27 protein-coding genes and 1 pseudogene are annotated in these 23,410 nt (G+C 36.2%); 23 read left to right on the forward strand and 5 right to left on the reverse strand.

What is annotated here, in order from left to right:
* Positions 1 to 20: 20 nt before the first annotated feature.
* The 20 genes and pseudogenes from QM928_RS04920 (at position 21) to QM928_RS05015 (ending at position 15,006) form a co-directional block, all read left to right on the forward strand.
* On the forward strand, positions 21 to 254 hold the full coding sequence (locus QM928_RS04920; RefSeq protein WP_414321991.1) for a hypothetical protein: 234 nt from the start codon (positions 21 to 23) through the stop codon (positions 252 to 254).
* A 489-nt stretch (positions 255 to 743) separates the two neighbouring features.
* Positions 744 to 902, forward strand: a complete 159-nt coding sequence (locus tag QM928_RS04925; RefSeq protein ID WP_371607865.1) for an HNH endonuclease — start codon at positions 744 to 746, stop codon at positions 900 to 902.
* Between the two features lies 1 nt (position 903).
* Positions 904 to 1,557, forward strand: a complete 654-nt coding sequence (locus tag QM928_RS04930; RefSeq protein WP_414294647.1) for a hypothetical protein — start codon at positions 904 to 906, stop codon at positions 1,555 to 1,557.
* A gap of 199 nt (positions 1,558 to 1,756) precedes the next feature.
* Complete coding sequence (locus QM928_RS04935) at positions 1,757 to 1,981, forward strand: hypothetical protein (RefSeq protein WP_414294648.1); 225 nt, start codon at positions 1,757 to 1,759, stop codon at positions 1,979 to 1,981.
* Between the two features lie 81 nt (positions 1,982 to 2,062).
* Entirely contained in the window at positions 2,063 to 2,434 is a 372-nt protein-coding gene (locus QM928_RS04940; protein ID WP_414294649.1) for a hypothetical protein, read from the forward strand.
* Complete coding sequence (locus QM928_RS04945; RefSeq protein ID WP_414294650.1) at positions 2,403 to 2,810, forward strand: RHS repeat-associated core domain-containing protein; 408 nt, start codon at positions 2,403 to 2,405, stop codon at positions 2,808 to 2,810. Before QM928_RS04940 ends, QM928_RS04945 begins: the two co-directional genes overlap by 32 nt.
* On the forward strand, positions 2,767 to 3,372 hold the full coding sequence (locus QM928_RS04950; RefSeq protein WP_414294651.1) for an immunity 26/phosphotriesterase HocA family protein: 606 nt from the start codon (positions 2,767 to 2,769) through the stop codon (positions 3,370 to 3,372). Before QM928_RS04945 ends, QM928_RS04950 begins: the two co-directional genes overlap by 44 nt.
* 121 nt (positions 3,373 to 3,493) lie before the next feature.
* Complete coding sequence (locus tag QM928_RS04955; protein ID WP_311522374.1) at positions 3,494 to 3,784, forward strand: DUF6881 domain-containing protein; 291 nt, start codon at positions 3,494 to 3,496, stop codon at positions 3,782 to 3,784.
* Between the two features lie 41 nt (positions 3,785 to 3,825).
* Positions 3,826 to 3,930 (forward strand): annotated as a pseudogene (locus QM928_RS04960) (DUF6881 domain-containing protein); the annotation flags it as partial.
* A 482-nt stretch (positions 3,931 to 4,412) separates the two neighbouring features.
* Complete coding sequence (locus QM928_RS04965; protein WP_414294652.1) at positions 4,413 to 5,108, forward strand: hypothetical protein; 696 nt, start codon at positions 4,413 to 4,415, stop codon at positions 5,106 to 5,108.
* 243 nt (positions 5,109 to 5,351) lie between these two features.
* Positions 5,352 to 6,104, forward strand: a complete 753-nt coding sequence (locus tag QM928_RS04970; RefSeq protein ID WP_414294653.1) for a hypothetical protein — start codon at positions 5,352 to 5,354, stop codon at positions 6,102 to 6,104.
* Between the two features lie 359 nt (positions 6,105 to 6,463).
* Positions 6,464 to 6,850 carry a barstar family protein gene (locus QM928_RS04975; RefSeq protein WP_414294654.1) on the forward strand — a complete coding sequence of 129 codons (387 nt, stop codon included), beginning with the start codon at positions 6,464 to 6,466 and terminating at the stop codon, positions 6,848 to 6,850.
* A gap of 112 nt (positions 6,851 to 6,962) precedes the next feature.
* Positions 6,963 to 7,385 carry an SMI1/KNR4 family protein gene (locus QM928_RS04980; protein WP_414294655.1) on the forward strand — a complete coding sequence of 141 codons (423 nt, stop codon included), beginning with the start codon at positions 6,963 to 6,965 and terminating at the stop codon, positions 7,383 to 7,385.
* Between the two features lie 257 nt (positions 7,386 to 7,642).
* A complete protein-coding gene (locus tag QM928_RS04985; RefSeq protein WP_414294656.1) occupies positions 7,643 to 8,293 on the forward strand; it encodes a DUF443 family protein in 651 nt (216 codons plus the stop codon).
* A 374-nt stretch (positions 8,294 to 8,667) separates the two neighbouring features.
* Positions 8,668 to 9,084, forward strand: a complete 417-nt coding sequence (locus QM928_RS04990; protein WP_311522366.1) for an immunity 70 family protein — start codon at positions 8,668 to 8,670, stop codon at positions 9,082 to 9,084.
* A gap of 295 nt (positions 9,085 to 9,379) precedes the next feature.
* Positions 9,380 to 9,826 (forward strand): hypothetical protein, encoded by a 447-nt coding sequence (locus QM928_RS04995; RefSeq protein ID WP_083301285.1) that lies wholly within the window; start codon positions 9,380 to 9,382, stop codon positions 9,824 to 9,826.
* 74 nt (positions 9,827 to 9,900) lie between these two features.
* The gene (locus tag QM928_RS05000) at positions 9,901 to 10,323 is read left to right on the forward strand and encodes a hypothetical protein (protein ID WP_414294657.1); all 423 of its coding nucleotides are present in this window, start codon (positions 9,901 to 9,903) and stop codon (positions 10,321 to 10,323) included.
* Between the two features lie 1,160 nt (positions 10,324 to 11,483).
* Positions 11,484 to 12,401, forward strand: coding sequence for a glycine--tRNA ligase subunit alpha (gene glyQ, locus QM928_RS05005; RefSeq protein ID WP_000038760.1), 918 nt, complete (start codon positions 11,484 to 11,486; stop codon positions 12,399 to 12,401).
* Positions 12,402 to 12,683: 282 nt separating this feature from the next.
* A complete protein-coding gene (gene glyS / locus QM928_RS05010; protein WP_414294658.1) occupies positions 12,684 to 14,720 on the forward strand; it encodes a glycine--tRNA ligase subunit beta in 2,037 nt (678 codons plus the stop codon).
* 28 nt (positions 14,721 to 14,748) lie between these two features.
* Entirely contained in the window at positions 14,749 to 15,006 is a 258-nt protein-coding gene (locus QM928_RS05015; protein WP_000187071.1) for a DUF896 family protein, read from the forward strand.
* Positions 15,007 to 15,097: 91 nt separating this feature from the next.
* Here QM928_RS05015 and QM928_RS05020 read toward each other — a convergent pair whose 3' ends face one another.
* From QM928_RS05020 to QM928_RS05030, 3 genes are read right to left on the reverse strand one after another with little or no spacing between them, the layout of a single operon-like run.
* Positions 15,098 to 16,336, reverse strand: coding sequence for an NAD(P)H-dependent oxidoreductase (locus QM928_RS05020; protein ID WP_414294659.1), 1,239 nt, complete (start codon positions 16,334 to 16,336; stop codon positions 15,098 to 15,100).
* A gap of 17 nt (positions 16,337 to 16,353) precedes the next feature.
* The gene (locus tag QM928_RS05025; RefSeq protein WP_315639243.1) at positions 16,354 to 16,959 is read right to left on the reverse strand and encodes an NADPH-dependent FMN reductase; all 606 of its coding nucleotides are present in this window, start codon (positions 16,957 to 16,959) and stop codon (positions 16,354 to 16,356) included.
* A gap of 40 nt (positions 16,960 to 16,999) precedes the next feature.
* The gene (locus QM928_RS05030) at positions 17,000 to 17,914 is read right to left on the reverse strand and encodes an FAD:protein FMN transferase (protein ID WP_414294660.1); all 915 of its coding nucleotides are present in this window, start codon (positions 17,912 to 17,914) and stop codon (positions 17,000 to 17,002) included.
* Between the two features lie 317 nt (positions 17,915 to 18,231).
* Between QM928_RS05030 and nox the strand changes: the two genes are divergently transcribed.
* Positions 18,232 to 19,611: a H2O-forming NADH oxidase gene (gene nox / locus QM928_RS05035; protein ID WP_248034176.1), complete on the forward strand. Its 1,380-nt coding sequence runs from the start codon at positions 18,232 to 18,234 to the stop codon at positions 19,609 to 19,611.
* Positions 19,612 to 19,855: 244 nt separating this feature from the next.
* Here nox and QM928_RS05040 read toward each other — a convergent pair whose 3' ends face one another.
* Both QM928_RS05040 and QM928_RS05045 read right to left on the reverse strand, forming a co-directional pair.
* Entirely contained in the window at positions 19,856 to 20,713 is an 858-nt protein-coding gene (locus tag QM928_RS05040) for a YitT family protein (protein WP_414294661.1), read from the reverse strand.
* A gap of 59 nt (positions 20,714 to 20,772) precedes the next feature.
* Positions 20,773 to 22,428 carry an NFACT family protein gene (locus tag QM928_RS05045; RefSeq protein WP_414294662.1) on the reverse strand — a complete coding sequence of 552 codons (1,656 nt, stop codon included), beginning with the start codon at positions 22,426 to 22,428 and terminating at the stop codon, positions 20,773 to 20,775.
* A gap of 104 nt (positions 22,429 to 22,532) precedes the next feature.
* Between QM928_RS05045 and ybeY the strand changes: the two genes are divergently transcribed.
* The gene (gene ybeY, locus QM928_RS05050) at positions 22,533 to 23,030 is read left to right on the forward strand and encodes an rRNA maturation RNase YbeY (protein WP_000275150.1); all 498 of its coding nucleotides are present in this window, start codon (positions 22,533 to 22,535) and stop codon (positions 23,028 to 23,030) included.
* Complete coding sequence (locus tag QM928_RS05055; protein WP_075231657.1) at positions 23,011 to 23,406, forward strand: diacylglycerol kinase family protein; 396 nt, start codon at positions 23,011 to 23,013, stop codon at positions 23,404 to 23,406. Before ybeY ends, QM928_RS05055 begins: the two co-directional genes overlap by 20 nt.
* The last annotated feature ends 4 nt before the right edge of the window (positions 23,407 to 23,410 follow it).

The following is a 23,410-nucleotide window of genomic DNA, read 5'->3' on the forward strand; positions in this document are numbered from 1 at the left end:
AAGTACATTTTGGAATTTACATGAATGGTTATAATTGGAAAAAATTTTTAGATTCTTACTTCCGTAAAAGTAATATGAAGAAATTTGAAGATTTAGAAATGAATACGGATGCTGAAACCATTGAGTTACACTTTTTAGATGGGAATTTCGTCATGAATAAAGATCTATATGACCAGATTGTTTATTTATTTATGAATCCACAAGTAATCTATTCTTTTATAAGTAAATATAATGACGAAACTATGTGGGAATGACACTGTCTCGTTAAACTCTTTAGCTTCTACTTTTTGTGAGCTGTTTTTTACACATTACGTAAATACAGATGGAATTTTAATTATACTGAAGAACCAATAGTTGTTTTTTATAAAACCGAATTAGGGACTTGACGTGAAGAACAATGTATCAACTAATTTTTAAATATCTCACATCATATTGTTTATTACATGGAGTAATGATGAAATAGTGGAGTGGACAAATGATTTGGGAAACATTATATATTCTAAAAAAGGATTGCTGACTGAATAAGTAGTACAAAAGACGGTGCAGAGTATCTTAGAATTATTAAAAGTGGAAATTAGAATGTTGTTACCTTTTCAGAGAAAACTAAAAGTAGTTAACATTTCATTCTAAAATGGAGTGATACAGTAGGTGAAACAATAAGTGATGCGATTCAAAAGGAATTCATTATAAAAGAGATTAGGGTAAGAAATGGTGGAGTAGTTCGTTCAGACTTACCTGTAGAAATTTTATATAAACCTCAAAAAGCTGGTAAACATAACGAGTGGCAAATAGATCATATTATTCCTAAAACCAAAGGTGGTTCTAATAGCTATGCTAATGCACAGTTTTTTCCTAGATTTGAGAATAGAATGAAATCTGATGATGATTCAGGAGGTGATTGAGATGTCTTATGATGTAAATGTAAAGACTTTATATGAAGGATGTTATTTAGCAAGTATTTCTTGCGCAGTTATGTCTGCTAAATTTCCAGAACTATCTTTTGAGCACTCTTGGGACGGGACTAGTTATTCCGTTCAGGATGGTTTTGGCAGTCGAGGAACTGTTACGTTTCAAAATGATGTTTGTGTATGTGCTATTCGGTCTGATAATAGTGAACGTTTAAGTCATTTTATTTCTTATATAGACTATTTTGAAAATTGTCCAGTTCAAAATTTTCGATTGGCTGAGGAAGAGACCTTGCAATATCTATTGGATGAAAGGAATGGAGAGATTCTCCCAGTTATTACAGCTTGTTTCTGGAATAACGGGAATGAGTTAGAATCTAATGATAGTTGGAAGGATATATTCTCTAACGGTGGGGATATTTTGATTCCTCAACTCTCTTCTTTTAAAATTGGTTTAGAGCATTGGAAAAATTACTATGGTATGAATACCGCGGAGTTGAATTTAGTTGTAAAGTTATTCAAAGAAAAATTGTCTAATCCGCAACAAGATATCAGACTGGCTGATGATGTAGAAATCTTATCTAAATATGGATTAGAGGGCTTAAAGGAAGCTAAGGGATTATTAGAAGGCATGTGCATTTATGTGGATTAGTAGACAATGTGTTAATTAACATCAATAAATCTCTTGAAGATTTTCTTCAGGAGATTTTACTTATGGTTCACTATAAAGTTTACTGCTAGCTGACTATGTTGACATAAACATCGCTTCTGAGAAGAACTCAGAAAAGCTAGACTACATCTACGACACCGAGAACTTCCTGCTTGCGATCAAGAACAAGAAGGGCCTTCTCATGGCTGCACTTTACGACGGAGATGATAATCGTGTCTTCACTGCTAGTCGCAAGGAAGGCAAGTACACCTATCAACTCTTGCAAGGCAAAGCCAAGGATACTCAATCTGGGGATCAGGTAACGCATGCAGGTAGAGATAAGTCAGGTCGTAAGTCGCCATATACAGCCCCAAGTGGGGAAGAAAACTCTCTCTTCTGGTATGGCTTTAGTCAGAATGTACTCTAAGCTCTGTCTGCTCTAGCACAGACAGTAGGAAGCCTCTGGCACAGCATCTTTGACAATGTGTCGAGAGCCTACAACCAGAAAGTGGCTAAGGGTCGAGAAACTAAGGAAGGAATCGTCATCAATCCACCAGAACTTGGGAACCTACCTGGACAGGGAGAAGTAACCTATGCCAGTCAGGTTCAGGATGTCCTCATCCCTTATACCACACGAGAGGATACCTACAACTACTACGAGGAACGCAACTATGTCAATGATATCAATCGTGAACATACAGAAGTCCTTGAAACCTATGACCATGATGGCAAGGCACGAGAGATCTATAGTTATGGCAAAGGTCGAGCTAGCTACCTCAACAACCAAACAGGTGACAGCTACAACTACTTGACTAACCAATCAGGCTCTGTGACAGGTTTGACTCAGGATGGACAAGCCCGTCGCATCAATCAGCTATAACTTCTCTGGGGCAAGAAAGACAAGCACAGACCCAACAGCTCAGCCATTCGCCTATAACGGTGAAACTCGTGACGATACCGGACTTGACTATTTACGAGCAAGATATTATGATAGTCAGGGAGGTGCTTTCTTAACCGAGGATAGTTATCCAGGTGAGGACGCAGATCCCTTCTCAGCCAGAACCGTTACAGTTATGTGCAGAACAACCCCGTCAACTATACCGACCCGAGTGGGTACTTCTGGAACAGTATCAAAAAAGGTTGGAACTCTGCTAAAAAGATGGTCTCTAATGCATGAAATGGTGAAAAATATCTTAATGGAGGAAATTAATAATGAATACAAATCTAATAGCTTTAAGAAGAAAAGAACATTTTGAGAGTTTAAATTTAGAAATTCAGAAGGAGTTAGAAAACTTTTATGACACAAAGGCAGCTACTCATCAACTAAAAGTGATTAAAAAAAGCAGGTCAATTCCAAAAGTGGGAGATGTATTTCTTGTGTCTCCTAGGGAGGGAATCTACTTTTATGGTAAAGTGCTGGTTGCTAATATAGTTAGAAAAGTTCCGGATTCTTTTGTGGAAGGAAAACATGTTGTATTTATCTTTAAAGGAATTACTCATGAAAAAAATATTGATAAATACAAGCCAGATTATTCTAACTTGTTAATTTCACCTGCTATTGTAGGTGATGCATATTGGAAAAAAGGATATTTCCATACTATCGCTAATATTCCCTTAACAGAGGAAGAGAAAAAGCTGGATTTTGGATTCTATAGTATTCATTGTAAAGGTAACTTTTTCTGTAAAGAGACTGGGGAATTATTGGATAAAGAGCCTAAATTATTAGGGATGCATGGAATAACGACTATCAGTGGAATAGGATGGGACATTGAAAGAGAATTAATTATTAATCCTTCCTTATTAGAAGAAACTGAGTAGTTTGAACTTTGCGATAATCATTAAAAACTACAGACACGACAGGGAATCCATTCGCCTAATGAATCTTCTCTTGATATAACAAATCGTATTGTAAATTATGGTGAAAATTAGGAGGAAGCTAATGAAATATTATAGAACTTATTGGGAGCAGTCATCTCTCGAATATGCAACATGGATATTTTCAGAAGTTGATAATCAGGGGGATGAGATTAGAAAACTAGAAATTTTTTTAGATGGAAAAATTAGTTATTATGATGCTAATACTCCCTTTGAGTTGGGTGAATTTCCTACCGATGAAGATTTAGAATCTATCAACGATAGTGAGGAAATTACCGTAATAGAAATTTCAAAAAATGATTTTGAAAAAACATTACAACTTTTTAATGATAAAAATCAGACGGGGGGCCAATAATGGAATACTATCGAACTTATTGGTAACATGATGATGATTATCCTGTTTGGATTTATTCTGAAATTGATAATCATAAATACGATACTAGAAGAATTGAAATATTTCGGAATGGAAGTGCCAAATATTTTGATAATAGAACTCCATAGAACGCTTTGACATATATGTGTGATTATGAGAGTGAGACTGTCGGGTAATGGTCAGTAGTGGAGTAGTAATAGTCAAATAGTTGAAGCTCCTTAGGCTGATATTGTGACAACGAAGCCCACGGTTGAACGTCTACCAATGACAGTAGAAAATTTCCGAATGTTTGCGGTTAAATCGGGTACTTTAATATCTAAAGTACGATATTGGAAAAATAAATTATCTGCTGCAGAATATAGAATTTAGAGATAATGCTCCATATCAGATCTTTGAATGAGAGTCAATGAAGGGATTAGTCTGCGATGCATGATTTTGCAATACCAGGAAATGTCATTACCAAGAAAATAGAATCTGATCATATATTCTCAAAGAAAAAATTTGTTACTTTGGAGGGATTTGATAAGAAAAGAAAAGAAGTAATCTTAGAAAGGGAACTTCAGAGCATGATAGATAACTTTATCTATGATAAATAAATTGGAGGTAGTTTATGAATGAAAAATTAAATTTTTTAAAGAAATATGTTCCATCTGGAGAGATGGTCGAGATTTTATCTAATTTTGAAAATCTGTCCAATCATCCTATTCCACAATATTGGCGGGATGCGTTTCAAACATCAGATTTTTCTAAAAGAAAACAAATAATCCTAGGAGAATGGAAAAAATATCTAGCTGAGGAACTCAGCAATACAATCTCATATCTAGAGGAATTTTCAGAAGATATAGATCTTATCAAAATTGGAAACAATTACTCATTGCTTTATTCGATTAGAACGTATCAAAGCAATAGCTTGGTTTTTTATGAGGGCAAAATGCCGATTTCGAACCAAGAGTTTACAGATCACTTTAATCAGTCCAAACTAGAATTTGACGGAAGTATCCGTGATTTCTATACACACATTCATGCAGGTTTTAATGATTTTACGAGTAAAAGTATGGGATTAGACGACCTAGATATGATTGAACCAATAGCCGATTATGATTGGGAATTTGAGGAGCAGTTAACAGCTGACATTTCCTGTTATTACAATTTTTTTAGCAATGGTATGGGAACGTATCTCGTATTAGATTTGTCTAAACCAATAGATGAAGGAGGTGTATTTTGGTCAAAGGATGAGTTGCCAGAATATCCGATACCTTTTTGGGATTATGTGGATGAATGGATAATTATCGGTTTAGATTTTTGATGACATAGGATTATGAGTTAAATCAATCTAAAATCTCTTGAGGAATTTATTCTTCAGGAGATTTTTTTACTTATGGTGTCATATAAAGTTTACTTATAGCTCAGATAGAATAAGTTTGAGAGAAAGCTGAACTTGACAATTTATGTACAAGTTATTATGATAGTCAGAGAACTGATTTACGTTTTTAGATATCAGATAATCTAGCGAATTGATGATTGAGATATAAAAATGAGATATTGAGGTATGAAAGTGTGTAGAGTAATAAAATTATTTACGGATACGATTTCTTCAGAGTACATGGATTTTGCCTTTCAGATTGCTCATGAAACCCAAGATGCAGATATAGTTCAGATATTTGATGGAACCCAGACATTCAATTTATCAGTTAATTATATTAAGTATCTATCGTTTGTTAGTAAAAAGTATAGTGAACTATATAATAAAGAATATGAACTTGATGGCTATGGAATCTACCAAGTTTTTGATAGTAAATTATCGAAAGAAGTTAGTTATCGATCTTGTGGTATATGGTCAGCTGATGATTTTAATCATTATGTTTTCCTTTCTAATAAAGGTATGATGGAAATACTCATAAATGTTTCCTTGACATTTAAATTTGAAAAAACAGCTACTGAAGAGCAAAAAATATCGGGCGTCCCCTTGAAAATAAGTGAAGTAGGAAACATTGAGGAAGGTTTATATTATGTAGAAGCTAGTTTAACCAATGATAGTGAACTCTATTTTAAAATTAGTGATAAACTTATAAAATGTGACGATTATGTTGCTTTTAGATTGATTGATGAAGGACTGGATTTACGTTCAATTGAATCGGAATATGAGTTAGATATAACTACTATCCATCCCGAAAATCATTTTGTTTATCAAGTTTTAAATGGTGGATTTATGGGGCTTGCCCAATCTATTTTATCGAGTTATAAGGTTATAAATACTTTGAATTACAATGCCTATTTATTAGTTTATGAGGGCGCTACTTAAGACTGCACAAATTGTAAAAGAGTGGTGGTCTTAGTAAAGGACTTGCCTACTTTAGAAAATTAACCCAATACCCCAACAAATCCTAACAGCCAAAAACTTTATTGATATACATATTGATAAGCATATCAAGGTTGATGAAGGTATTAGTAAGAGTTTAAGAATGGTTAAGTTATTACTAGAAGCTCATTCTTTTATCAAATGTAAACCATTAGATTATGCCCAAAATGTATAAAGTAATGCTTGAATGGGGATGGAGAAAGGTCAACAAGAACTACTAGAGTTACGGGGTCTTGGATTGAAAAATGAAAGTAGTACGAACTTTAAAAATTTTTTTAAACAGTTTAGGAGAAGAACTTTAAGTGAATGTTTATAGAAAAATATCAAAGTTAGAGAAAAACTATTTAATGGTTAAGTGCTCTAATGATTTCAATCTAAATATTGATGGAAAAAAAGTACAAAGTGAAAGAGATGCGATAGAGATATTAGCCAAAAGTTTTAATATTAATGATCTCCAAGATGGTAATTGGGATGCATTATCTGATCGACTTCAGCGTTCTAATTATATACATTCAGAGAGGATTAATATTTTTCTTAATAATTCAAATGATCTTTTTATCAAGGATGCAAACTCTAAAAATACTTTTTTAGAAATATTATCTGATACAGTTTCATGGTGGGAAGAAGATGTTGAAAGATATATAGTTGATGGAAAAAGAAAAACATTCAATGTATATCTGCTAGATTAATACTAATTGTTTGATATGATAGAAATATAAACATTTCTGTGAGGAAGATAATAGCTAGACAGGTTAGACAACTACTAATAGTTTAAAAAATTTAAATAAATATAGGTGAATTATGATTGATGAATTAAAAAAGAAGATTGCTTCTACTGATGGTGTGGACTTTGGGCCGTTTGGAGAGGGGATTTCTGATGAATGGATTACAAAAGCTGAAGAAAGATTACATTTTATTTTTCCTGAAAGCTATAAATGGTGGCTTAAAAACTACATGGGTGGAGAAATTTACGGAGAAGAAATTTTCAGTATCTATGGATTAGATTTTGATAGAGTTGTAGGCGGGGATATTGTTTACATAAATGAATTGAACCGAGAAGAAGGGTTTAGTAACTCTGAACAATTAGTCATCTGTGAAGGGGAAGATGCCATGTTTTATTTTCAAAAACAGGAAAGTTTGACCGATGAGTTAGCAGTTTTTAGAGATGGAGAATACTATGCTAGCAATTTTACAGAGTTTCTACTAAAAAGAATAGATGGCTAGTGAATCTATTGAGCTAAAAAAGTAGGGATTATGCCCAGTAATGATAGATAGGAAGATAGAGTGATAGTCGTTTCTAAAGAACATCAGTCGATAGGATTTTGTTTTGTTTTGGCTATGATAGATGATGTGGTAACTATTGTAAAATATAATCACAATATTGCTTGCCTTGACGACGGACTTGATTGTCTGGGAAGTAAAATAGATAATGGGACTGCCTCATTATTTGATCCTAAAAAGCGCTTAGGACGGAGGTGAAAGTGCAGTTGGTACTTATAAACAGCTTGTATAAAAATGTAAGATATCGTGTTTTTGAATGGAATAGCAAGTACTACTTATTGGATTGTGATGCTAGTATTTTATTGTTTTTCTTTCCATTGTTTTCTTTTTTTAGAGCTCATAAATGTTATTGTATAGAGCCTGAAGAATACAAGACATTGCTTTCTTCAACTTATTCTGATATAAAACCATATCAGTTTGTAGGAGCAACTTTATGTATTATTTCCGGTACGACACTATTAAGGAGGTATTTAGTTAAGGCTTTATTACCTGAACTTCCAAATGTAGCAGCAGTATCGAAATTCGGTTTATTATTTATAATCTTATTCTTCGTGTTGGGGTTTAGATTTCAATATTCTCATAAAAAAAGACTTTCACTCGACTATGAAGGTCGACCCTGTGTGCTTGTCAAAATGTCCCCTGCTAACTGGAAAATGGCAGTTGGTAAAATAATGAGTTATTTCATCCTCTTATTTCTACTCTTATGGTGTGTTTATTCTATTAAGATAACAGATGAAGTTGATTCTTTTATTATATTAGGAATAATTCCGTTTCTATTATTTTTACTGATGTTCGCCAATATCTCATTATGGGATTTAAAGGAATATCAGATAGTTTTAAAATCCGAGTAAAAATTCCATATAATCTTTAAAATTACTAGTACGATGCCATTGGTTACAGTTAAGAATATTAGAGGAAGTTTAAGAGATAAATTAGTCAGACACGACTAAAGTAATCAACAATCTTACTTATCTGGTAAAGTGGTCTACTAGGAAATCAAAGGAAATTAAAGATTGAATAGGATATTGACAATTAAAGCATAGATGTATAAAAGTTTGATCTCGACCATAAAGATTGGAAAGACAATTTGCTAGAGATAGTGTATAATAGATAGAAAAAAGGGGATAGCATTTGCTAACCTGCAATAGACAGATGATTTTATTAACAATAATAGGACTTATGTTGTGTAGACGTAATATATAAGAATAATTTGGAGGTGGATTTTATGTCTGTAGGCTTAATGGTAGGTTATAATTGGTGGACAGTAGGAGAAGGGAGCTTTTTTAATTCATTCTTTTCGACTATTTATGTTCAGTTAGAGAATAATGACTGGGGAAGTAAGTATCCCGTTATCATGAATAAACTTTATTTTGGCGATATTCCTTTGGAAGATATTGAGAGTGGAATAGCAGAGTTGTTATCTATTCAAGAAGAGTTGAAAAAATTTCCACCTCACGACATCATATGGGATTTTGAAGATTTGTCAGTCACTCCTCCTTGGGGAAATCAAATTGCTTCCCATATCACAAATTTATCTCAATATTTTATAACTAGTTCAGGCAGTGATTTATTTGAAGTCATGTTAACTTGTTTTAGATTCGCACTTGAGGAAGGTAAAAATGTAGTTGTAAAAAGTATCTGAAGAAGGATTTTCTAAGAATTTTTTAAATCCAATGAACCATTCAAATTATTGAAACTCCGATTTTTATTATTTCATATAACTCTAAGGTGTAAAAAAAATAAACTGATTTTGTAGATTTTTGAAATGTCATCATTTTGAATACAGCCGTAAATAAAATCTGACTTATTAAACTATCATGGAAACCATTTGTTTAAATGCTAAAGGCTGAATAACCTATCTATGGTCATATTTTTATTGTTAAATTTTATAATATAGAGTGATGTGTTATATGTCATTGTGTAGAGGAGGGAAGAAATTGGATAATATAGTACTACGAAGTGAGTGGTTCGATGAATCGGAAAATTTTTGCGAAGTTAGGCTTACTTGTGAAACAAAGTTTCTAACAATTTATCAAGTATGCTATCTCTTTGAGGATGAGATGACGAAGGTATTACTGACCATGGATGACTATATAGAAAATCCTAATCTAGCAAGAAAGATCATTTTTGGAGATGATAGGGTTGGTGGAAGTGGTTATTTTGTTTTTACTTTTGCACCTATTAATGAAAAAGAAGAGTTAAATATTGAAGTGGATATGGAAGTAGCAGATAATGACGAGGGGCTCCATCGATGTCAATTTTATGTCAAAACTCAATTGGAAAATCTAAAGCATTTTAGAAATCATTTGCCTAGAATTTTTTCAAAAGACTATAAAAGGGCAGTAATATTACATGATGAACAAACTAGAAATGTAATGATTTAGCAAGCGTTTCTCGTTTATTCTATAGATGTATACATTTTTTAGATTTTAATTAAAAAATTGAAGGGGAGAGACTAGTGGACATTTTAAAGCTAGAGGAAGAGATTGAGGGTACGAACTACTGGGACGCCTATGCATTAGACTTTAGAGCTTCATTTTTTGGAGATGAATGTAGACTCTATATTGAAGTTGAAAATGGACAATCGGATCAGTATTGCTGGGAGATTGTTTTCTACCGTTGCTTTAAGGTAAACTATGAGACGGACGCTGGTTGGACATGTTGGAAAACTGAGACTGGTACAAGAAATTTCAATATGAAGGATATTCCTTTTGAAAATCTCATGTCTCACACTGTGCATGATATTAGACTTATCGTCGAGAAAAACAATATGATGCAAGCTACAATTACTTTATCAAGTATGTTAATTGACATTGTATGCCAAGATATTCAAGTCTCTAAGGTTTTGGTAAGTGAACAGAACTTCTTTTGGAAGGTTTAGTTTTGATAATGATTAATAGTTGAACTAGGAGATTCTCTCATTTTTTGAAATGATTTAGTTAAGACTTAGTGAGAATCTGACTTGAAGGTTGACGATCAAACAATGAAGTCAGCTTTGTTCCAAAAGAGTTTTTGATTTCTTTAATATGTCAATAGACACAGAAGGACTGGTCCTTCAGTCAAAATCGACATATGACGAAAATTGGATGGATAGGTTTGAAATCGTTCAAGAAGAGGGGCCTTATCATCTACGTACAAGTGATAAAGAAATTTTTTATTGAGAAAACTCGAATCCATTTCAAAAAAGAAAAGAGTTGTCGCAAAAGGACCATATCAGGACTCGATTTATGATGAAGAAGAAAGGTGTGACCATTTGTGGAAACCAACATATTGGCAGGGAATCTTTCAATACAATTTTAATAATTATGAAATGACAACTATTGGCTCAGGTACTAAAGGAGATATCTTGCCAGTCACAAAAATGGATATCCGATTGCCATCTATGCTATAAGTAATTTCTCAGTAGCATGGAAAAGAAATTCTTCCCTCTACACTGGAAATACTGAAAAAATCGATATTTTACTGCTCTTTTATGCAATCCAGTATATTAGTGGATTTGACTTTTTAGATATTGATTCCTTAGCTACCTCTTTTACCAATTTAATCATCGTTCTTCAATAAGGAAGAAGTATTTAGAAATGCTTCTAGAAAGTAGAAGATCATATCGTCAATAAATTATTATTGTGTATTTTTATCAGCTCTTCTTATAGAAATGTGTCATTGCGGTTTGTACTTTTAGTTTCAGGAATACGATCGGTGAATGCGATTGATAATATTCTAAAGAATTGGAAAGATTAGTAAGAATTAATACTGAGAAAAATATAAGAGTGATGATAAAATAATTTTACTTTTTCATTTCTTTTTGTTATAATAGACGACAAGAAAGAATATCTTATCAGTAAATCCCAAGCGAGCCTGTGGTAGTGAGAGTCAGGTGATTGAGAGATGAGTGTGGCGCTTTTGGTAAATTTTAAAAAATAATGAAGTAATAAATTAGGGTGGAACCGCGTTTCTGACGCCCCTAGGTCACTTGACTTAGGAGCAAAGACACGGTTCTTTTTGTACTCTAGGTCGCAAGAAATTATAATAAAGGAGTAAAATATGTCCAAAAAATTGACTTTCCAGGAAATTATCCTTACTTTGCAACAATACTGGAATGACCAGGGTTGTATGCTCATGCAGGCTTATGACAATGAAAAGGGTGCGGGAACCATGAGTCCGTACACTTTCCTTCGTGCCATTGGTCCTGAACCATGGAATGCGGCTTACGTAGAGCCATCACGTCGTCCAGCAGACGGTCGTTACGGGGAAAATCCAAACCGTCTTTACCAACACCATCAATTCCAAGTGGTGATGAAACCATCACCATCAAACATTCAAGAGCTCTACCTAGAGTCATTGGAAAAATTGGGTATCAATCCTTTGGAACACGATATTCGTTTCGTTGAAGATAACTGGGAAAACCCATCAACTGGATCAGCAGGTCTTGGTTGGGAAGTTTGGCTTGACGGTATGGAAATCACTCAGTTCACTTACTTCCAACAAGTCGGTGGCTTGGCAACTGGTCCTGTTACAGCCGAGGTTACTTATGGTTTGGAACGTTTAGCTTCTTATATCCAAGAAGTAGACTCTGTTTATGATATTGAGTGGGCTCCAGGCGTTAAATACGGAGAAATCTTCCTTCAACCAGAATATGAGCATTCAAAATACAGCTTTGAAGTTTCAGATCAAGATATGTTGCTTGAAAATTTTGAGAAATTTGAAAAAGAAGCAGGACGTGCTTTGGAATTGGGTCTTGTTCACCCTGCCTATGACTACGTTTTGAAATGTTCACACACCTTCAACTTGCTTGATGCTCGTGGAGCAGTATCCGTTACAGAACGTGCTGGTTATATCGCTCGTATTCGTAACTTGGCTCGTGTTGTAGCCAAGACCTTCGTCGCAGAACGCAAGAAACTTGGATACCCACTTCTTGATGAAGCAACACGTGCAAAACTCTTAGCAGAAGAGGAAGAATAAAAACAGTTACAAGAATAGAAAAAGGGCGAACAAAGTGAGCCCGTATGGCACCCAGAGGCAAGTCGAAGACTTGCTAAAGGGATAGGCACCGCCGTACTGGTATCTGGGGATTTTTGAAACTTTGGGTTCAAAAATCAGTTGCCTAAATCCACTTTGATGAGACTGTTGGAAATCTTTGTCAAGAAGACAGAAGATTTCCCCACAGACTCACAAAGTTAGTTAGCAACGTCCCCAGTACCTAAGGTGCCTATCAAAAAGAAGAAATTTTGTAAGGGAAAAAACATGGCAAAAAATTTATTAGTAGAACTAGGACTCGAAGAGTTACCAGCCTACGTTGTCACACCAAGTGAAAAACAACTAGGTGAAAAAATGGCAGCCTTTTTGGATAATAACCGCCTTTCATACGAAGGAATTCAAACTTTTTCAACTCCACGTCGATTGGCTGTTCGCGTACTTGGCTTGGCAGACCAACAAACGGATTTGACTGAAGATTTTAAAGGACCTTCTAAAAAAATTGCTTTGGATGCAGAAGGAAACTTCTCTAAAGCAGCGCAAGGGTTTGTCCGTGGTAAAGGCTTGACTGTAGATGATATCGAATTCCGTGAAATTAAGGGTGAAGAATATGTCTACGTGACTAAGCATGAAGCTGGAAAACCAGCTGAGGAAGTTTTGGCTGGAATTCCAGAAGTATTGGCTAGCTTAAGTTTCCCAGTAAGTATGCACTGGGCAAACAATACCTTTGAATATATCCGTCCGGTCCATACATTGACAGTTCTTTTGGATGATGTGGCACTCGATATGGATTTCCTAGATATTCATTCAGGAAGAGTCAGTCGTGGACATCGTTTCCTTGGTCATGAAGTAGAAATTCAGCATGCTGACAGCTATGAAGAAGACCTGCGCAAAGTTTATGTTATTGCTGATAGCACTGAACGCGAAAATATGATTCGTGAGCAAATTAAGGCTATTGAAGCTGAAGAAGGTGTTCAAGTACAAATTGATGAAGGACTCTTGAATGAAGTTCTGAATTTGGTTGAATACCCAACTGCCTTCATGGGGAATTTTGATCCTAAGTACCTAGAGGTTCCAGAAGAGGTTTTGGTCACTTCAATGGAGACTCATCAACGCTACTTTGTAGTTCGAGACCTTGATGGAAATCTAAAACCAAACTTTATTTCTGTTCGTAACGGAAATGCAGAGTATTTGGATAATGTTATCCGAGGAAATGAGAAAGTCTTAGTTGCGCGTCTTGAAGATGGTGAATTTTTCTGGCGTGAAGACCAAAAATTGAAGATTGAAGATCTTGTAGCTAAATTATCACATGTAACCTTCCATGAAAAGATTGGTTCATTACGTGAACACATGATTCGTACTGGACAAATTGCTGTCCTTTTGGCAGAAAAAGCAGGTTTATCAGTTGATGAAACTATTGATCTTGCTCGTGCTGCAGCTATTTATAAGTTTGACCTCTTGACTGGTATGGTTGGTGAATTTGATGAACTTCAAGGGATCATGGGTGAGAAATATGCTCTTCTCGCTGGTGAGAACGCAGCAGTGGCACAAGCTATTCGTGAGCACTATCTTCCAGATTCTGCAGACAGTGCTCTTCCTGAATCTAAAGTTGGAGCAATACTTGCACTAGCTGATAAATTAGATACTCTCTTATCTTTCTTCTCTGTTGGTTTGATTCCATCTGGTTCAAACGACCCTTATGCCCTTCGTCGTGCAACACAAGGGATTGTTCGAATCTTAGAGGACTTTGGATGGAATATTCCAATGGACGAGTTGATTGCGAGTCTTTATGCTTTATCATTTGATAGCCTAACTTACGATAACCAAGAAGAAGTGCTTAACTTCATCAAAGCTCGTGTTGATAAGATGATGGGTTCTACTGTAAAAGATATTAAGGAAGCTGTTCTTGCAAGTTCAAACTTTGTTGTTGCAGATATGATTGAAGCAGCAGAAGCCTTAACTGAAGCTGCAAAAACTGAAAACTATAAATCATCAGTTGAATCATTATCTCGTGCCTTTAACCTAGCAGAAAAAGCAGAAGGCTCAGTCAAAGTTGATACTAGTCTCTTTGAAAATGAACAAGAAAGAGAACTAGCTCAAGCTGTAGAAAGCTTAGAATTGAAAGGTTCAGCAAGCGATAAATTAACACAACTATTTGCTCTTAGTCCAGTTATTGATGCATTCTTTGACAATACCATGGTTATGGCAGAGGATATTGATGTTAAGAATAATCGTTTGGCTATTCTAGCTGAACTTGTCAATAAAGCAAAAATAGTAGCTGCTTTTAATCTTCTTAATACAAAATAAAATTAAAAAGTAGATTGGAGGTCCAAATATGACACCAGAAAAAATCGCTCGTATTAATGAGCTTGCGAAAAAGAAAAAAACAGAAGGCTTGACTGCAGAAGAAAAAGTAGAACAAGCTAAACTTCGTGAGGAATATATTGAAGGCTATCGTCGTTCAGTTCGTCATCACATTGAAGGAATCAAAATCGTAGATGAAGATGGGAATGATGTGACTCCTGAAAAACTTCGTCAGGTACAACGTGAAAAGGGTTTGCATGGTCGTAGTCTTGACGATCCAAATTCATAAGTTGAATAAATTAAATACTCGGTTAGCCTATGCTAACCGAGTATTTGTTTTAAAAAAAAGGAACCAAGAGAGGTTCCTTTAGTATTAGATTTTAGTTACTTGCCCCAGAAGTAGCATCGGCATCTCCATGGCCTCCGTCAGCTGAGTCAGAAGCACCAGAAGTAGCATCGGCATCTCCGTGACCTCCAGCAGCAGGAGCAAACGGACCGCTTCCTCCTACCAAGCGTTGACCTGTTTCTTTCAAGTACCAGTCAAGCCATGGTTGGAAGTTAAAGACAATTTCATTGATACCAGCATATGATCCGTCAGGATAGTACATTGCTTGGTAGTTGTGAGTATTGATAACACCAGCAGGTGAACCAGGAACAATTGTACGTACGTATTCTTGGTTACCGTTTCTAAGAGTTCCAATAACCCACTCAACGTTTTTCATACGTGCAGGTGGAAGTGATCCATGAACTGTTGACATACGGCTACCAGATTGAGATGGTACACGTTTTGCAAACATTGTATCAGGATCTTGGTGAGCATTGTTGTAGTAGAGGAATTGGTTATTATCGTCAGCATATGTCAATTCAAATGGCATAGCTTTCAAGAACATATCAATTTGGTTAACTGTAAGGATACCATGGTCAAGTTTAACGTATGTATCCCCAGATACAGCACCTGTAATTTCTGCAACTTTTTCTACCCATTCTGGATCATCAGGGTCAACTTCTGTAATAGTTGTAGTGATTGGTTTTCCACAATCCAAGTCTTCTGGTTCAATTGGTTTTGGTTTTTTCAATTTAGAAACGACTCCCACGTATTTGACAAAGTTATCTAAGCAAGTTTCAAGGAATTTAACAGTTCCTTCGTTGATAATGTTTCCGTTTGCATCAAAAGCTTCTTTGGCTTTTCCAAGAAGGAATTCATTACCTGGTAATGTGTAGGCATTTACTCCTGGTGCATCAAGAATTTTACGAAGGTGAACTTGAGCACGTGAAGTTCCTTGATCGTAGTATGAAGCACCCACAATCATAACTGGTTTGTTTTCGAATGGATGTACTTCATATGAAAGCCATTCAAGAACTGACTTGAGTGAAGCAGAAATTGTATGGTTGTGCTCAGGAGTAGCAATAATCACACCATCAGCACGAGTAATTTTATTGTAAAGAAGGCGTAATTGGAAGCTTTCGTCCCATTTTTCGTCTTGGTTAAACATTGGAACTTCATCGATTTCAAGAACTTCTAATTCAAATTTCAGTTTGAAGTTACGACGGATGAATTCCAAGAGTTTGCGGTTATATGATTGGTCGTAGTTTGATCCAACAAGTCCAACAAATTTCATTCTTTCAATCTCCTATCTTACAAATTTTCCCAGTCAAATTCTTCTGCATCTTTACGAAGAAGTTCTTGTGCGTTACGCAATTTTTCAGTCACTTTAACAAAGATACGGAAGTCATCAAAGATGGCATCCAATTTCTTGATGACATCAAGATCTACCAAGTCACCATTCTTATCGAATGATTGAAGAGAATGAGAGAGCAAGAACTCATCTGGGAGAACATTTGCTTTAATTTCTGGTGCATTCAAGATTTGACGGAGTTGCAATTGAGCACGTGAAGAACCGAGTGTACCGTATGAAGCGCCTGTGATCATCACTGGTTTGTTAAGGAGTGGAAATACTCCATAAGAAATCCAAGCAAGAGCGCTCATAAGAACGGCAGGAATTGAGTGATCATATTCAGGAGTACCGATAATCACACCATCAGCTGCTTCGATTTTTGCAGCGATTTCCAAGGCTTCTGCAGGAATAAGTTTATCTGCAGGTTTGTTGAAAACTGGAAGATCTTTAATTTCTACCAATTCGATTTCTGCTTTATCAGCAAAGTGTTTTTGCATATATTGAAGCAGTTGGCGGTTTGTGGAACGTTTAGAGTTAGTTCCTACAATAGCAATAAGTTTTAGCATGAGCTTTCCTTTCTCTTTTTGCATTATTTATTATTTATCTTTAGATACCGGATGAACAAGCGATATGTCCATCTTTATCAATAAGGATGGCTTCGATTCCATCGATATTTTCGATTTGCCACATGATAGAAGCGCTACGTTGGCCAAACAATCGTGTGGTCCATATCTCACCATCAACTGAGCGGTCAGATATAATCGTTAAACTAGCCAAATCCGTTTCAATAGGATAGCCCGTTTCACTATCGAAAATGTGATGATAATCCTTTCCATCGATTTCAAGATGCCGTTCATAAATTCCAGATGTAACAACTGACTTTCCAGTAATAGATAAGGTCATCAGGTGATTACCACGTGGATGATTAGGGTCTTGAATACCAATTTGCCAAGGTTGTCCATTTCTGGCTTGGTTATTACCAATGGTAAGGATATTTCCTCCTAGATTGATAAGAGCAGAAGTGACACCATTTTCTTTTAAGAAAGTAGCAACCTTATCTGCGCTATAGCCCTTTGCTAAACAACCTAAGTCAATTTTCATCCCCTTTTTTTCAAGGAAAACAGTTGAATTCATTGAATCGAGTTTGATCAAGCGAGGGTCTATCAATGGTAAAACGGAAGCAATTTCTTCAGGACTAGCAACTTTCGCATCGGAAAAACCAATACGCCAGGTTTGAACCAAGGGACCGATACTGATATTGAGATGACTTCCAGGTGCTAGACTATGGTCTAAACCTAATGAAATCAGTTCAAATAAATCAGGGTGAACCTTGACTGGAGCTATTCCAGCCTGATGGTTGATTTCCATCAATTCCGATTCAGAACTATTGGCGTTGAAGCGAAATTCAAGCTCCTTTAGCAAATCAAAAGCTTGACTGAGCAGACTATCAGCCTGCTCGTGTACTAAGGAAATGGTAATCGTAGTTCCCATTAGTCGTTCAGAAGATGAACTAAGAGGCAAAAAACCAACTCCTTTCAAGTCAATTGGAAATAGTTGTAAATCCTATCATGAAAGTGATGTAAAGATTTATATTTTATCCCCATGTAAATAGAATATCATAAAGTCAGCGTTTTCACAATTTATTTTTTAAAAAAAGTCAAGAAATATGCTCAAATAAACTAAATTCCCTTAAAATAAAATTTGAAAACGCTGAAAATAAGATGATATATGTTTTCAATCTTTTCAAAAATAAGGGAAAATAAGTAAAAAGCTTGTAAACGCTCACAGATAATGATATACTAGAGGGGTAAATAAAAATTAAAGGTAGGATTTATCTTATGAGTAAAATCGTAGTTGTGGGTGCTAACCACGCTGGAACTGCATGTATCAACACTATGTTGGACAACTTTGGAAACGAAAACGAGATCGTTGTATTTGACCAAAACTCAAATATTTCATTCCTTGGATGTGGAATGGCTCTTTGGATCGGTGAGCAAATCGACGGTCCTGAAGGCTTGTTCTACTCTGATAAAGAAACGCTTGAAGCTAAAGGTGCGAAAATTTACATGAACTCACCTGTACTTTCAATCGACTACGATAACAAAGTTGTTACTGCAGAAGTTGAAGGAAAAGAACACAAAGAATCATACGAAAAATTGATCTTTGCAACTGGTTCTACACCAATCTTGCCACCAATTGAAGGTGTTGAAATTGTTAAAGGTAACCGTGAGTTCAAAGCTACTCTTGAAAATGTACAATTCGTTAAATTGTATCAAAACGCTGAAGAAGTTATCAACAAACTTGCAGATAAGAGCCAAAATCTTAACCGTATCGCTGTTGTTGGTGGTGGATACATTGGTGTTGAGCTTGCTGAAGCATTCGAACGTCTTGGAAAAGAAGTTGTTCTTGTTGATATCGTAGATACAGTCTTGAACGGATACTACGACAAAGACTTCACTCAATTGATGGCTAAAAACTTGGAAGACCACAACATCCGCTTGGCACTTGGTCAAACTGTAAAAGCTATCGAAGGTGATGGTAAAGTTGAACGCTTGATCACTGACAAAGAAAGCTTTGACGTTGATATGGTTATCCTTGCAGTTGGTTTCCGTCCTAACACAGCTCTTGCTGATGGTAAGATTGAACTCTTCCGCAACGGTGCTTTCCTTGTTAACAAAAAACAAGAAACATCTATCCCAGGTGTATTTGCTGTGGGTGACTGTGCGACTGTTTATGATAACGCTCGTAAAGACACTAGCTACATCGCTCTTGCATCAAACGCAGTTCGTACTGGTATCGTAGGTGCTTACAACGCTTGTGGACATGAACTTGAAGGAATCGGTGTTCAAGGATCAAACGGTATCTCTATCTACGGTCTTCACATGGTTTCAACTGGTTTGACTCTTGAAAAAGCAAAAGCTGCAGGCTACAATGCAACTGAAACTGGCTTCAACGATCTTCAAAAACCAGAATTTATGAAACATGACAACCATGAAGTAGCTATCAAGATTGTCTTCGACAAAGATAGCCGTGAAATCCTTGGTGCTCAAATGGTATCACGTGATCCTGGAATCGCTATGGGAATCCACATGTTCTCACTTGCTATCCAAGAACACGTTACAATTGAAAAATTGGCCTTGACAGACCTATTCTTCTTGCCACACTTCAATAAACCATACAACTACATCACTATGGCAGCATTGACAGCTGAAAAATAATGATTTGTGAAACGGAAGATTTAATTCTTCCGTTTTTATCATCAAAAAAATGAGAGTGGGACAGAAATCGGTAATTCGTTAGAATTCGATTTCGTCGTCCCACCTCCGCACAGTTGAGTAGGGTTGTAAAAGCTGATAAAATCAGCGAAGTAGAGCCCACTCAACCACTGCGTCTTGTTCGACAATCCAAAGACAATTGAGAGGCTAGGACTTTTGTCCCAGCCTCATTTTTGATATCTAGATGTTATGAAGTTTCTTCTTTTACAAAGGTGAAGCCTTCTCCAAGAATTTCGTGAGCTTCAGTGATGGTGATAAAGGCTTTAGGATCAATCGTATGAATCAATTCTTTCATCTTAATCATTTCATTTCTTGCTACGATACAGTAGATAATTTTTAAATCTTTTTGACTGTAGTAACCTTGTCCAGATATGAAGGTGACACCTCGACTTAACTCTTCATTGATTTTATCTGCCACTTCCATAGGCTTTTGAGTGATAATCATAAAACCTTTTCCAGCATATCCGCCTTCACCAATCAAGTCAATAACTCTTGAAACGATGAAGTCAAATAGAAGTGTATAAGTAACGAGACGAAGGTCTTGGAAGATAATTAAAATGAGCATTAAGATGAGGAAGTCTAGTGCAAAGAGTAATTTCCCTACGGAGATATTGGTGTACTTGTTCAGGATTCGAGCAACGATATCTGTCCCTCCAGTGGTACCACCAGCATTGAAGATAATACCTAGACCAAGTCCTAAAAGAACACCCGCAACCAAGGCAACGATAACCAAATCTCCTTCAAGATTAAAGTGGAGAGGAATCTTTTCAAAGATTGCTAACCAAATGGATAAGGAAATGGTTCCGAGCAAACTTGTGTACAGAGTCTTTGAACCAAATATTTTCCAGGCTAGAATAAAGAGCGGGATATTGATTAACAGGTTCATCAAAGAGATGGGAATGTTAAAGAGATAATAGGTAATCAAGGTGATCCCAGTTGCTCCCCCCTCGAATAAGTGGTGGGGCACAACGAAATACGTGAGTCCGAAGGCATAGATGGCAGCTCCGAATATAATGGTTAAAATAGACTTGATATGCCGTAGCATTGAGCTTACCTCCTTTTTTTAAAAATCTAAAATGTTGACAGCCTTCAGGTTAAAAGTCCTTATTTTACTTTCATGGATTGAATTTTCTCAGGGTCAGGTGTGACACGGAGAGTCTTTTGTCCAGTATAAGTCACAAATCCTGGTTTACCACCTGTGGGCTTATTGAGTTTTTTGACCTCAATCATATCTACCTGAACGAGGTTAGAGAGACGGCCTTTTGAAAAGTAAGCAGCTAGCTCTGCCGCATCTGTCTTAACTTCGTCAGTAGGATTGAGATTGGCAGTGATAACAACGTGACTTCCAGGGATGTCCTTAGCATGGAACCAGAGTTCTTCTTTACGGGCCATTTTAAAGGTCAATTCCTCGTTTTGTAAGTTATTGCGCCCCACATAGATGATTGTTTTTCCATCACTAGCTAGATACTGCTCAGGTTTCTGTCGTTTCTGGATTTTTTCTCTTTGTCTTCTGCGGATAAATCCTGTTTGAATTAATTCCTCACGAATTTCAGCAATTTCATCTAGTCCAGCCTGGTTGAGAACTGTCTCTACGCTTTCTAGGTAAAGAATAGTAGCCTTGGTTTCTTCGATTAGTTCAGTCAGGTATTTAACAGCTTCTTTTAATTTCTGATAACGCTTGAAGTAACGTTGAGCATTTTGGTTTGGTGTTAAAGCTTTATCAAGTGCAATCGTGATAGGTTGATTGGTGTAGTAATTGTCCAAAATGACCTGATCTTGGTCATTGGGAACTTGATTAAGAAAAGTCGTTAGCAATTCACCTTTTTGACGAAATTCCTCTGCATTTTCAGTAGCAAGGAGTTCTTTTTCTTGTTTTTTAAGTTTTTGACGATTTTTTTGTAGCTCATTTTCAACTCGGCGAATGAGTTCGCTAGCTTGCTGCTTAACTCGATCACGCTCTGCCTTATCCTTGTAATAGACATCAAGTAATTGAGAAAGGCTATCAAAATTCTCCGTTGTTTTGCTAGAAAAAGGCACACAAGAGAAAGACTTGTCTGTTAAGCAAGGTTTGGTTTCTTGCTTAAAAAAGCTTCGGAAATTGGATAGTTTATCATTCGTTAATAATTTTTCCAATTCGTTTGCCGTATCTCGCCCTATACCTTGAAAGAGACTCTGGAGATTTTTGGCAGTTAGTTCTTGAGTTTGTAGAATCTCAAACAATTTTTCATCCTTGATGGTAAAAGGATTGAGAGCCTCTGTGCCTGGAGGAGCAATATAAGTAGCACCAGGTAATAAGGTACGGTAGCTATTTTGAGAGAAACCGATATGCTTGATAACTTCAAGAATTTTGTGACTAGACTTATCTACAAGGAGAATATTGCTGTGTTTCCCCATAATTTCGATGATGAGTGTGGCCTGGATATGGTCCCCAATCTCGTTTTTATTGGAAACTGTGATTTCCACAATACGGTCGTTCTCAATCTGCTCGATTGACTCGATAACTGCTCCTTGAAGGTACTTTCTCAATACCATAATAAAAGTAGATGGCTGAGCAGGGTTTTCAAAGGTAGACTCTGTTAACTGGATGCGACCAAAAACTGGATGGGCAGACAGGAGCAAACGATGACTTTTACGATTGCTACGGATTTGCAAGACCAGTTCTTGGTCAAAGGGTTGATTTATCTTTTGGATGCGACCATTGAGTAGTTCAGTTCGCAATTCCTCAACCATGTGGTGTAAAAAAAATCCATCAAATGACATGGTTCTCTCCTCGTGAATGTATTCCATAGTATTATATCAAAAAGGTAGAATAAAATCATAGAAATGTGATATAATAAAGCCAAGTAAAGAGAATCGAGAAGCACATGTATATTGAAATGGTAGATGAAACTGGACAAGTTTCAAAAGAAATTTTAGAACAAACACAGGAAATTTTAGAATTTGCTGCAAAAAAAATTGGAAAAGAAGACAAGGAAATGGCGGTCACATTTGTGACCAACGAACGAAGCCATGAACTCAATCTAGAGTTTCGTGATACCGATCGTCCAACAGATGTTATCAGTCTTGAATATAAGCCGGAGTTAGAGATTGCCTTTGATGAGGAAGATCTGGAAAATGATCCCGACTTGGCAGATATGATGTCAGAATTTGATGCTTATATCGGTGAGCTTTTCATTTCTATTGATAAGGCACATGAGCAAGCTGAGGAGTACGGTCATAGTTTTGAACGTGAAATGGGCTTCTTGGCAGTGCACGGCTTTTTACACATTAACGGCTATGATCACTACACTCCCGAGGAAGAAGCGGAGATGTTCGGTTTACAAGAAGAAATTTTGACAGCCTATGGACTCACAAGACAATAAACGAAAATGGAAAAATCGTGACCTAATCTCCAGTTTAGAATTTGCCATTACAGGGATTTTTACTGCGATTAAGGAAGAACGTAATATGAGAAAGCATGCAGCAACAGCTCTTGTAGTTGTCCTTGCAGGTTTTGTTTTTCAGGTGTCACGAATCGAATGGTTATTTCTGCTTTTGAGCATTTTCATGGTAGTAGCTTTTGAGATTATTAATTCAGCTATTGAAAATGTAGTAGATTTGGCTAGTCACTATCACTTTTCTATGTTGGCAAAGAAAGCTAAAGACATGGCAGCTGGTGCCGTGCTCGTAGTCTCACTTTTTGCCGCTTTGACAGGTGCACTCATCTTTCTCCCACGGATTTGGGATTTATTATTTTAAACAG

The organism is Streptococcus infantis (assembly GCF_047460405.1).
Taxonomy (GTDB): domain Bacteria; phylum Bacillota; class Bacilli; order Lactobacillales; family Streptococcaceae; genus Streptococcus; species Streptococcus infantis_Q.